The organism is Citrobacter sp. Cpo045 (assembly GCF_030332875.1).
GTDB lineage: Bacteria > Pseudomonadota > Gammaproteobacteria > Enterobacterales > Enterobacteriaceae > Citrobacter > Citrobacter portucalensis.
In genome coordinates this window covers 132347-144040 of the sequence record NZ_JAOWGZ010000060.1, presented here as the reverse complement: position 1 = coordinate 144040, position 11694 = coordinate 132347, and the positions used below count along the sequence as shown (strand labels likewise).

Below are 11694 nucleotides of genomic sequence, written 5' to 3'. Positions count from 1 at the left end.
AGTTTCCTGCGGCCCGCAACCCTTAAATGACAGAAAAATGACTGACTGCTGCATTCCACAGCAAAACCCCGCCTTATACCCATTTACACACAGAGTTATCCACAATCGTAAGGAAATTATCTGTAAGCGTCCCTAAAAAGGGAGAGAATCGGTATGAAAACCTCTATTATGAAAACCTCTATATAGAAAGAAATTCACTCTACGCTATATAAAGAAGAAGGACTGACAACTTAAGCGCCATAATCCCTACCACCTTTGAATTACGCACCCCATCAGGCAATAATACCCGCACAAACCGTGATTTCAGGACCGTGATGAGATACTCCCTGCAACGTACTGCTATACGTAAACGCCCGATGAAGCTTGGCACCACCGTGATCCTCATGGTTAGTGCAGTACTCTTCTCCGTGCTGCTTGTCGTTCATCTGATTTATTTCTCGCAGATCAGCAACATGACGCGCGATGCATTAGCGAGTAAAGCGCTAGCGGTCGCGCGAACGCTAGCCAACTCTCCGGAGATCCGTCAGGGCCTAATGAAAAAGCCCGAGGAAAGCGGCATTCAGGCGATTGCCCAGGCGGTGAATAAGAGCAACGACTTTTTGTTTATCGTCGTCACTGATATGCAAAGCATTCGTTACTCTCATCCCGAAGCGCAGCGAATCGGTCAGCCATTTAAAGGTGATGACATATTGCTGGCCCTGCAGGGTAAAGAGAATGTCGCCATTAATCGCGGATTCCTGGCTAAAGCTCTACGTGTATTTACTCCTATCTATGACGAACATCATCGGCAGATTGGCGTGGTGTCGATCGGCCTTGAGCTAAGCCGGGTGACTGAGCAGATCAATAACAGCCGCGGCAGCATCATCTGGTCAATCTTATTTGGCGTGCTGGTTGGACTGCTCGGCACATGGGTATTTGTCAAAGTCCTCAAGCGCATTCTGTTTGGCCTGGAGCCTTATGAAATCTCCAATCTGTTCGAACAACGCCAGGCGATGCTGCACTCTATAAAGGAAGGTGTTATTGCCGTTGACGAATGCGGTGAAGTGACCCTGATTAACCAGGCGGCGCAGGAGCTGCTGGATTATCACAAATCACAAGATGATGCCCAGCTCTCCACACTCAGCCATGCGTGGTCACAGGTGGTCGATTTTTCACAGGTACTACATGACGGAACGCCGCGCCGCGATGAAGAGATCATGGTGAAGGATCGGCTACTCTTAATTAACACGGTCCCGGTACTCAGCAACGGTAAAATCATCGGTGCCATTTCAACCTTCAGAGATAAGACTGAAGTCCGAAAACTAATGCAACGTCTGGATGGTATGGTCAACTATGCCGACGCACTTCGTGAACGATCCCACGAATTCATGAATAAATTGCACGTGATTCTGGGATTATTGCATCTGAAAAGTTATAAGCAGCTTGAAAATTACATCCTGAAGACCGCAAACAATTATCAGGAAGAAATTGGCTCACTGTTAGGAAAAATAAAATCACCGGTGATCGCAGGATTTTTACTCAGTAAGATTAATCGCACATCTGATTTAGGCCATAGTCTGGTCATTAGCAATGAAAGCCAGTTACCGGAAAATAGCAACGAAGATCAGGTGGCGGTACTGATTACCGTTCTGGGGAATCTGATTGAAAACGCCCTGGAGGCGCTAGGTCAAGAACCTGGTGGTGAGATCAGCGTATCCTTGCATTATCGACACGGCTGGTTGCATTGCGAAGTGAATGACGATGGTCCGGGGATTGCCCCCGAAAACATTGAGCACATCTTTGAGAAGGGCGTTTCGTCAAAAGGAACCGAACGGGGCGTTGGTTTAGCGCTTGTTAAACAACAGGTTGAAAACGTTGGCGGTAATATTTCCGTCGAGTCTGAACCAGGGATCTTCACCCAATTTTTTGTACAGTTACCGTGGAATGGTGAGAGGGCCAGCAGATGATCAGTGTCTTAATTGTCGATGACGATGCAATGGTAGCGGAATTAAACCGCCGTTATGTCGCGCAACTCTCCGGTTTTCACTGCTGCGGCACAGCCTCCACGCTGGAGAAAGCAAAAGAGATAATCTTTCATAGCGGTCATCATATCGATCTGATTTTGCTAGATATTTATATGCAAAAAGAAAACGGTCTGGACCTGCTACCGGTTCTGCACAGCGAAGGTTGCAAGTGTGATGTCATCGTCATCTCTTCCGCCGCTGATGCCACCACCATCAAAGATTCACTTCACTACGGTGTTGTTGACTACCTGATCAAACCTTTCCAGGCTTCCCGGTTTGAAGAGGCGCTCACCGGCTGGCTGCACAAGAAAAATGAGATGGACAAGCATCAGTATTATGAACAGTCTGAGCTTGACCAGCTGATTCACGGCAGCTCTTCCAATGAACAGGAAGCACGGCGCTTACCTAAAGGGTTAACGCCACAAACGTTACGCACGCTGTGTCAGTGGATTGATGAGCACCAGGATCAGGAGTTCTCCACGGATGAGCTGGCCAACGAGGTCAATATCTCGCGCGTCTCTTGCCGTAAATACCTTATCTGGCTCGTCAATTGTCACATCTTATTTACCAGCATCCATTATGGCGTGACCGGCAGACCTGTTTATCGTTATCGTGTGCAGGCTGAACACTACTCATTGCTTAAACAATATTGCCAATAAATACACTTGGGATTATTTGTTATTTGAAAGTAACAATTATTAAAATAATGAAAAATCCCAATTTCACCAGCTGGCACTGTAAAATTATAAATTTGCGTTAGATCAAATATATTTGTATCCGGCATGTTAAATGTATTATTTTAATATTGACAACCATCACACTGTTTTTAATTTCAAAATCGCTAACAAAAGTTAATTAAGTATTATCTAACTCGCAGAGTGTGTATTTTTACCCATAAAGGATTAGTCTGAAATTAACCAGACATACAAAATCTAGACTGGTAGCAATGGAGACCATGCTACGTACCATGGACACCGTACATTTTTGTGAGCAAATAAAAGTATCCGCACGCCGACCTCATCACATTATGAGATGGCGTGACCGTGATCACATAAATAATCTACTCACCCATTCTGTCGGTGGTTCACGTAATAGCGGAAAACGCAAAACAGATAAATTACAGCGTCAACCGCAGCTTTCCATGCCCAGCTCTGCTTCCCATCGCCTGAGGATTTTCTCCTCTGATCAAAGCCACAGAAAAAAGCTAAATATTTCCATAAATTTGAAAAAACATTCTAGCAAGACATTTGAACATTAATCGCAAATACGGACATATCGAATACTGACCATTTTTTGATGCTTATTCTGGCAAAAAAGAATGTGGCACAGATCCATTTTTCAAAAAATTGACTGGGTTTTTCGCGAGGGTAAATAAAATGTTATTTAGTATACAACTTCTCATAATATTAATATGTTTGTTTTATGGTGCCAGAAAGGGCGGTATCGCGCTGGGTTTATTAGGCGGTATCGGCCTGGTCATTCTGGTTTTCGTTTTCCATCTCCAGCCGGGTAAACCACCTGTAGATGTAATGCTGGTTATTATTGCCGTGGTGGCCGCATCGGCAACCTTGCAAGCCTCCGGCGGCCTTGACGTTATGCTGCAAATCGCTGAAAAGCTGCTGCGCCGTAACCCAAAATACGTTTCCATCGTCGCACCTTTCGTTACCTGCACCCTGACGATTCTCTGCGGTACAGGGCACGTGGTATACACCATCCTGCCAATCATTTATGACGTTGCCATTAAGAACAATATTCGCCCGGAACGTCCGATGGCGGCGAGTTCTATCGGTGCACAGATGGGGATTATCGCCAGCCCGGTTTCTGTAGCCGTTGTGTCACTGGTGGCAATGCTGGGTAACGTAACGTTTGAAGGCAAGCATCTCGAATTCCTCGACCTGCTCAGCATCACCATCCCGTCTACCCTGTTGGGTATCCTGGCGATCGGTATCTTCAGCTGGTTCCGTGGTAAGGATCTGGATAAAGATGAAGAGTTCCAGAAGTTCATTTCCGTACCTGAAAACCATAACTATGTGTATGGCGATACCGCCACGCTGTTAGACAAAAAGCTGCCGAAAAGCAACTGGCTGGCCATGTGGATCTTCCTGGCTGCTATCGCCGTGGTTGCCGTGCTTGGCGCGTTCTCTGAGCTGCGTCCTACCTTTAGCGGCAAACCGCTGTCAATGGTGCTGGTTATCCAGATGTTCATGCTGCTGACCGGTGCGCTGATTATTATCCTGACGAAGACCAATCCCGCTTCAATATCTAAAAACGAAGTCTTCCGTTCCGGTATGATCGCGATTGTGGCGGTGTACGGTATTGCCTGGATGGCCGAAACAATGTTCGGCGCGCACATGACAGAAATCGAAGGTGTGCTGGGCAATATGGTGAAAGAGTATCCGTGGGCCTATGCAATTGTTCTGCTGCTGGTATCCAAATTTGTAAACTCCCAGGCAGCTGCGCTGGCAGCGATTGTTCCGGTCGCGCTGGCAATCGGGGTTGATCCCGCGTACATCGTGGCTTCTGCTCCGGCATGTTACGGTTACTACATTCTGCCGACCTACCCGAGCGATCTGGCTGCAATCCAGTTTGACCGTTCCGGCACCACCCACATCGGCCGCTTCGTTATCAACCACAGCTTCATTCTGCCTGGCTTGATCGGCGTAAGCGTATCCTGTGTCTTTGGTTGGATCTTCGCCGCAATGTACGGTTTCCTGTAATCACAGTTCGCGTGCCGTCCACGTTGGTACGGCACGCCACCATGAAGACACAGAGAATTTTAAAATTCCTGAGAAAAATGAAAAGGCTGGAAGCAAATGTCAAAAGTTGAATTCACTTACCAGGCGGCTTTCCCACTGGGGGAAGACAAAACTGAGTACTACCTGCTGACATCCGAACACGTCAGCGTCGGCGAGTTTGAAGGCGAAACAATCCTGAAAGTAGCCCCTGAAGCACTTACGCTACTGGCCCAGCAAGCCTTCCACGATGCCTCCTTCATGCTCCGCCCAGAACACCAACAGCAAGTCGCCTCAATTCTCCATGATCCCGAAGCCAGCGAAAACGATAAGTACGTGGCGCTGCAGTTCCTGAGAAACTCCGAAATCGCCGCCAAAGGCGTGTTGCCAACCTGCCAGGACACCGGTACGGCAATCATCATGGGTAAAAAAGGTCAGCGTGTTTGGACCGGCGGCGGCGATGAAGCGGCGCTCTCCAAAGGCGTATTTAATACCTATATCGAAGATAACCTGCGCTACTCGCAAAACGCGGCGCTGGATATGTACAAAGAAGTGAATACCGGCACCAACCTGCCCGCACAGATCGATCTGTACAGCGTGGACGGCGACGAATACAAATTCCTGTGCGTGGCCAAAGGCGGCGGCTCAGCCAACAAAACCTATCTGTATCAGGAAACCAAAGCGCTGCTGACTCCCGGCAAACTGAAAAACTTCCTGGTTGAGAAAATGCGTACGCTGGGTACCGCAGCCTGCCCGCCGTATCACATCGCATTCGTTATTGGCGGCACGTCAGCGGAAAGCACCCTCAAAACGGTGAAGCTGGCCAGCACACACTACTATGACGCGCTACCGACTGAAGGTAATGCTCACGGCCAGGCGTTTCGCGATCTGCAACTGGAACAAGAACTGCTGGAAGAAGCGCAGAAACTCGGCCTCGGTGCTCAGTTCGGCGGGAAATACTTCGCACATGATATCCGCGTGATCCGTCTGCCTCGCCACGGCGCGTCCTGCCCGGTTGGCATGGGCGTTTCTTGCTCTGCAGACCGTAACATCAAGGCCAAGATCAACCGCGAAGGGATCTGGATTGAAAAACTGGAACATAACCCAGGTCAGTATATTCCAGAATCTCTGCGCCAGGCGGGCGAAGGCGAAGTGGTTAAAGTTGACCTTAACCGCCCAATGAAAGAGATCCTCGCCCAGCTCTCTCAGTACCCGGTTTCTACTCGTCTGTCACTGAGCGGTACTATCATTGTTGGTCGTGACATTGCCCACGCGAAGTTAAAAGAACGTATTGAGTCCGGCGAAGGTCTGCCGCAGTACGTGAAAGATCATCCGATCTACTACGCGGGTCCGGCCAAAACACCTGCAGGCTACCCGTCCGGTTCTTTAGGTCCAACCACCGCGGGTCGTATGGACTCCTACGTTGACCTGTTGCAGTCTCACGGCGGCAGCATGATCATGCTGGCAAAAGGTAACCGTAGCCAACAGGTGACTGACGCCTGCCACAAACACGGCGGCTTCTACTTAGGCAGCATCGGTGGACCGGCAGCGGTACTGGCGCAGCAGAGCATTAAGCATCTGGAATGCGTGGAATACCCGGAGCTGGGAATGGAAGCTATCTGGAAAATCGAAGTAGAAGATTTCCCGGCTTTCATCTTGGTCGATGACAAAGGCAACGATTTCTTCCAGCAAATCGTCAGCAAACAATGCGCTAACTGCGCGAAGTAACCCATTCGGCCCGGCACTGGACTGGCACTAAATTTTTGGCGTCAGTCCAGCGATCCCCCCGGGCCAACTTTATCCCCCCATTTACTGGTATTGAATTTTTGCCGTTCACAGGGAATAGTGACCTTTTCCATTACGTGTGAATTCGCAATGCTCCGCACTCTGAACCCCACAATCTTGCGCACCGCCGCATTGATCCTGGCGCTGATTCTTATCTACACCGGTATCTCTGCCTCTGAGAAAATCACCTGGCTGATGGAAGTCACGCCAGTCATTATTGTCGTCCCGCTGTTGCTGGCTACCATGAAGCAGTACCCATTGACGCCGCTGCTTTATACGTTGATTTTCTTGCACGCCATCATTCTGATGGTAGGCGGGATGTATACCTACGCCAAAGTCCCCGTCGGTTTTCAGGTTCAGGAATGGCTGGATCTCAGTCGAAACCCCTATGACAAGCTGGGCCACTTCTTCCAGGGGCTGGTACCAGCCCTGACGGCAAGAGAGATTTTAGTGCGCGGCAATATTGTCCGTGGTCGTAAGATGCTGGCATTTTTGGTCTGCTGCGTAGCACTGGCGATTAGCGCAATGTATGAACTCATCGAATGGTGGGCTGCGCTGGCAATGGGACAAGGTGCGGATGACTTCCTTGGCACGCAGGGTGACCCGTGGGATACCCAGTCGGACATGTTCTGCGCCCTGCTCGGTGCGTTAACAACGGTCCTCGCACTGGCGGGCTGGCACAATCGGCAATTGAAAATGGCCGGAGAGCGCTAACGCTTCTCCGGCAATCTACGCTACCTACTGCGATACTTGATAACCAGAATCGGCAAGGCGAACAACAGTGTCAGAAAGTTCGCCATGCTGACGGCAGTATCTTCAATCAATAATCCGTAAATCAGCCACAAAACCAGCCCGCACACAAACATCACATACATCAAACCGGAGATGCCTTGCGTGTTGCGAGTGGTAATAACCTTAATGGCTTGCGGTAAGAAAGAGAGTGTCGTCAGGCTGGCCGCCAAATACCCAATCAACGAATGCCATTCCATCGCTATGCCTTCACATCGCCTGGAGCCACTACCGCAATAGCCGGGATATCCGGTTGCTCATGGTGCTGCGGCACCTTGCGATACTTATCCAGTAAATGAATCTGGATCCTGCGCAGGGTGTCGCCATTCAGTCGATAAAAGCGGAAATACAGGACTAAGGTCACCACAAAAAAGAGTGCGGGTAGCGCTATCATAATAAACTGCATGCCAACGATGGTTTCGGCAGACTGCGCGACATTTGGCGCGTAATTAATCACCCCGAGTATCAACGCGATAAAGAAAGCGGCAAATGCTGACCCACCTTTTACCACCATTGTCTGCACCGAATAAGCGATACTTTCACAACGAACATTAAGTTTGTATTCGCCGTAATCAACGGTATCTGCCACCATAATGACCTGCAACACCCAGAAAAGCGCCGAACCAATATTCAGTAAAACACCCGCTATAACAATCAGTAAGATATTATGGAAATCTGCCAGCGCCATCACCAGTAGTACGCTACAGCTAAGCACCGGCAACACCGATGCCCCAGCCCACAAGATCCGTCGTGACAACGCGTTTACCAGCCGAGGAAAGAAAATCAGCGTCAACAGGTTTGCCGCACCTGCGTAAGACATGTAGTACGGGAAGAGGCTTGCATCGCCAATGACGTAGGTAAAATAGTAAATGGCAAAGCCAGCAATGATATTGGATGCAATATTGTAAGCCAGTGCCATACCTAACAGGCAGGATAGCTGGTCATTTTTATAGATAAGCCCAACGATCGCTTTCAACCCAAGACGACTGCTGTCTGCCGTGGCCTCACTGTCTGACGAATAAACCTCATGCACATTCCGTAGCGTCACAACGGTGGAAACGATAAAGAACGCGATGAGAATTAGCGTAAACATCTGAAAACCAAAACCACGATCTGCTCCGCCAACATAGCTCACAAAAGGCAGCGTCACGCCTGCGGTAACAAACCCAGAAAGGCTGGCGAAGAAACGGGGGTACGGCACCAGTTGTTCACGCTCGCGTTTATCCAGCGTAATGGTTGGCACCAGTGACCAGAATGGAATATCCATAATGGTGTAGGTCATTCCCCATAATATATACGTCACGCAAACAAATACGACCTGCGCAGTACCCTCAAAAAGATGTGCGCTAAAAAGCAAAAACAGCACCAATGAGTTCGCCAGCGTACCGAGTAAGATCCAGGGTTTAAATTTTCCCCAGCGCGATCGGGTGGCGTTCACAATCCAGCCCATAATGGGATCGTTTACCGCATCCCAGATCCTTGCCGCCAGGAACAACGTTCCGACCAGCCCCACCGATAATCCCACCACGTCGGTGTAGTAATACATCAGGTACATGTACACAATACCGATGGCGAAATCCTTACCAAACGCTCCAAATCCATAACTGAGTTTTGTTGTCAGAGATATGCTCATAGGGTATCGGGTCGCGGTTACCAGCGCCCGCCTTCTGTAAGAGGAAACGTCAGAGGTTAAACGCCGGATACAATGCCCGGCGTGATTGTGTATTAACGGTGCAGCCAGGCCGGCAGCCAGTCGCCGTGAGACGCGATCAGGTCGTCCACCAGCGCATAAATCTCTTCAATCCCCAGTACCGCGGCGGTATGCGGATCCATCATCGCCGCGTGATAAACGCGATCGCGATTCTCCGTCAGGATGGCTTCCGTTAGCAGGGTCTGAACATTGATATTGGTTTGCATCATGGCCGCCAAATGTGACGGGAGAGTCCCGACTTTCGTTGGCTGAATACCATTTGCATCGACCAGACAAGCGACTTCAACGCAGCAGCCTTGCGGCAGGTTATCGATCAGATTGTCATTGCGAACGTTGCCATACACGACGCTCGGTTCACCGGTCCAGATAGCGTTCATGATAGTGCTGGCATATTCGCGCGACGGTTTAATGTCGATCCGCTCAGCCGTTTTGTACTCTTCCAGCTCTTTTTTCCAGTTCGCCAACTGTTCCACACAACGTTTCGGATATTCATCCAATGGCACCTTATAGCGCTCAATCAGATCTTCACGCCCCGGTTTGATAAACCACGGCGTATATTCGGCGAAGTGCTCCGACGATTCGGTGACGAAGTACCCCAGTTTTTTGAACATTTCATAACGCACAATGTTCTGGCAACGGGTATTACCGTGAATATTCGGTTTCGGCGCCTGACCGGATTCATAGGCCGCCAGCAGCTCCGGGTAGAGATTCACATAGGCACCGTCCGCCGTTTTGCGCTCCAGCTCCAGATAAAACGCCATATGGTTGATCCCGGCACTGCGATAGCGCAAAGAAGCAGGGTCGATGTTCAGATCGCGGGCCAACTCCTCCGCCGTCCCCTGCACCGAATGACACAACCCAACCTGCTTAATATGCGGATAGCGCGCATACATTGCCCAGGTGTTCATTGCCATCGGGTTAACGTAGTTAAGCATTGTGGCCTGCGGACAAACTTCGGTCATATCCTCACAAATCTGCCATAAATGCGGGATGGTACGCAGCGCGCGCATGATGCCGCCCGGCCCCAGCGTGTCGGCAATCGTCTGCTCCAGGCCATGGCGTTTACACACCGTAAAATCGGTGACGGTACAAGGTTCATAGCCGCCGATCTGGAAAGCGACCACCACAAAATCAGCATCCTGTAATGCTGCTTTTTGATCGGTATAGCAGGTGATTCGTCCAGACGCGCCCGCAGAATCCATCAACTTGCGCACAACAACGTGTGATTCTTTCAGACGCGTAGGATCGAGATCCATCAAGGCGATATGCGCAGATTTAAGCGCATCGCGGTGAAAGACGTCCCCAAGAATATTTTTGACGAAAATCGTGGAACCGGCGCCGATAAAGGTAATTTTGGGTGCAGACATCATGACTCTCCAGAACATTAGTGAACACAGTCATGGTGGCACAGCGCATAGATGAAAACCTCCGACTTCCCTGCTGAGCATTCCCATAAACTCAGATCATCACTCTGCGCCCTATTGGATCTGAGTTTATGGGACAAAATCACCCAAAAAGCAGAGTATGCGGCCGCAAAATGTCGCTATGCTCAATGGTAACGGTCCAATTTGTGTCCTGATTCTCAGCCTTAATACGTGTTAAATGACATGATTCTGATAATTCAGGAAATGGAGCAACCATGAGTACATTACCGACATCGCCTCTCCCTCCCGATCCGCACATGTGCAGTAGCGATGAAGAACAAACTCGCAGCCCGCTATCGCTGTACTCAGAATATCAACGGATGGATATCGAGTTGCGCTCACCGCATGCTATGCCTGCCAGCCACTGGCATGGGCAGGTGGAGATCAATGTTCCGTTTGATGGTGACGTCGAGTACCTTATCAACAACGAAGTCGTGCAGATAAAACAGGGACACATCACGCTATTCTGGGCCTGTACACCGCATCAGCTCACGCGTCCGGGCAGTTGCCAAAGTATGGCTATCTTCAATTTACCGATGCACCTTTTCCTCTCCTGGCCGCTGGATCGCGAGCTGATCAACCATGTTACCCATGGAATGGTCATCAAATCGCTGGCGTCGCAGCAGTTGAGCACCTTTGAGGTTCAGCGCTGGCAACAGGAACTGAGCAACCCGAACGAACAAATTCGCCAGCTCGCCATTGATGAAATTGGTCTGATGCTCAAACGGTTTAGCCTTTCCGGTTGGCAGCCTATCCTGGTCAATAAAACCTCGCGGACCCACAAAAACAGCGTGTCGAGGCACGCCCAGTTTTACGTCAGCCAAATGCTGAGCTTTATTGCCGACAACTATGATCAGGCGCTCACCATCAACGACGTCGCGGAACACGTGAAGCTCAACGCCAACTACGCGATGGGGATTTTCCAACGCGTAATGCAACTCACCCTGAAGCAGTACATCACGGCAATGCGGATCAATCACGTCCGCGCATTGCTTAGCGATACCGATAAAACCATTCTCGACGTTGCGTTGACCGCCGGATTCCGATCCAGCAGCCGTTTTTATGACACCTTCAGCAAGTTTGTCGGCATGTCGCCGCAGCAGTACCGCAAACTGAGCCAGCAGCATCGGCAAACAATCGCTGGTTGATATCATTCGGCAATATCAGTATCAGCCAAAAAAATATTCCCCCTGTCGATAAACGGCGGTGAAAAACCGCCAACAAGCAAACATAACCTACTGTTTAAAAAC

At 49.8% G+C, this 11694-nt stretch carries 9 protein-coding genes; 6 read left to right on the top strand and 3 right to left on the bottom strand.

What is annotated here, in order from left to right; genetic code table 11:
- The first annotated feature begins 314 nt into the window (after positions 1-314).
- The 5 genes from OGY13_RS01695 (at position 315) to OGY13_RS01675 (ending at position 7234) form a co-directional block, all read left to right on the top strand.
- The gene (locus OGY13_RS01695; RefSeq protein ID WP_003826772.1) at positions 315-1946 is read left to right on the top strand and encodes a sensor histidine kinase; all 1632 of its coding nucleotides are present in this window, start codon (positions 315-317) and stop codon (positions 1944-1946) included.
- Positions 1943-2662, top strand: a complete 720-nt coding sequence (gene dcuR, locus OGY13_RS01690; protein ID WP_213752799.1) for a two-component system response regulator DcuR — start codon at positions 1943-1945, stop codon at positions 2660-2662. The genes OGY13_RS01695 and dcuR overlap by 4 nt, the downstream gene beginning before the upstream one ends.
- A 717-nt stretch (positions 2663-3379) precedes the next feature.
- On the top strand, positions 3380-4720 hold the full coding sequence (gene dcuB / locus OGY13_RS01685; protein WP_003031873.1) for an anaerobic C4-dicarboxylate transporter DcuB: 1341 nt from the start codon (positions 3380-3382) through the stop codon (positions 4718-4720).
- Positions 4721-4816: 96 nt separating this feature from the next.
- A complete protein-coding gene (gene fumA, locus OGY13_RS01680) occupies positions 4817-6463 on the top strand; it encodes a class I fumarate hydratase FumA (protein WP_057068411.1) in 1647 nt (548 codons plus the stop codon).
- 147 nt (positions 6464-6610) lie between these two features.
- Positions 6611-7234, top strand: a complete 624-nt coding sequence (locus OGY13_RS01675) for a DUF2238 domain-containing protein (RefSeq protein ID WP_198803162.1) — start codon at positions 6611-6613, stop codon at positions 7232-7234.
- A gap of 20 nt (positions 7235-7254) precedes the next feature.
- Here the strand turns inward: OGY13_RS01675 and OGY13_RS01670 are convergent, their stop codons facing one another.
- From OGY13_RS01670 to melA, 3 genes are all read right to left on the bottom strand, one after another.
- Entirely contained in the window at positions 7255-7509 is a 255-nt protein-coding gene (locus OGY13_RS01670) for a SemiSWEET transporter (protein ID WP_032942140.1), read from the bottom strand.
- Between the two features lie 2 nt (positions 7510-7511).
- Positions 7512-8942: a melibiose:sodium transporter MelB gene (melB, locus tag OGY13_RS01665; RefSeq protein ID WP_032942138.1), complete on the bottom strand. Its 1431-nt coding sequence runs from the start codon at positions 8940-8942 to the stop codon at positions 7512-7514.
- 92 nt (positions 8943-9034) lie between these two features.
- A complete protein-coding gene (gene melA / locus OGY13_RS01660; protein WP_213752800.1) occupies positions 9035-10390 on the bottom strand; it encodes an alpha-galactosidase in 1356 nt (451 codons plus the stop codon).
- Between the two features lie 269 nt (positions 10391-10659).
- On the opposite strand from melA, the gene melR reads away from it, so the two are divergent.
- Positions 10660-11592 carry a transcriptional regulator MelR gene (melR, locus tag OGY13_RS01655; protein ID WP_003826756.1) on the top strand — a complete coding sequence of 311 codons (933 nt, stop codon included), beginning with the start codon at positions 10660-10662 and terminating at the stop codon, positions 11590-11592.
- Positions 11593-11694: the final 102 nt, after the last annotated feature.

What these genes read in the sequence shown, in the direction of transcription:
- OGY13_RS01695 (WP_003826772.1), top strand. Translation starts at nt 315, where the DNA reads ATGAGATACTCCCTGCAACGTACTGCTATACGTAAACGCCCGATGAAG.
- melA (WP_213752800.1), bottom strand. Translation starts at nt 10,390, where the DNA reads ATGATGTCTGCACCCAAAATTACCTTTATCGGCGCCGGTTCCACGATT.
- melB (WP_032942138.1), bottom strand. Translation starts at nt 8,942, where the DNA reads ATGAGCATATCTCTGACAACAAAACTCAGTTATGGATTTGGAGCGTTT.
- dcuR (WP_213752799.1), top strand. Translation starts at nt 1,943, where the DNA reads ATGATCAGTGTCTTAATTGTCGATGACGATGCAATGGTAGCGGAATTA.
- dcuB (WP_003031873.1), top strand. Translation starts at nt 3,380, where the DNA reads ATGTTATTTAGTATACAACTTCTCATAATATTAATATGTTTGTTTTAT.
- melR (WP_003826756.1), top strand. Translation starts at nt 10,660, where the DNA reads ATGAGTACATTACCGACATCGCCTCTCCCTCCCGATCCGCACATGTGC.
- fumA (WP_057068411.1), top strand. Translation starts at nt 4,817, where the DNA reads ATGTCAAAAGTTGAATTCACTTACCAGGCGGCTTTCCCACTGGGGGAA.
- OGY13_RS01675 (WP_198803162.1), top strand. Translation starts at nt 6,611, where the DNA reads ATGCTCCGCACTCTGAACCCCACAATCTTGCGCACCGCCGCATTGATC.
- OGY13_RS01670 (WP_032942140.1), bottom strand. Translation starts at nt 7,509, where the DNA reads ATGGAATGGCATTCGTTGATTGGGTATTTGGCGGCCAGCCTGACGACA.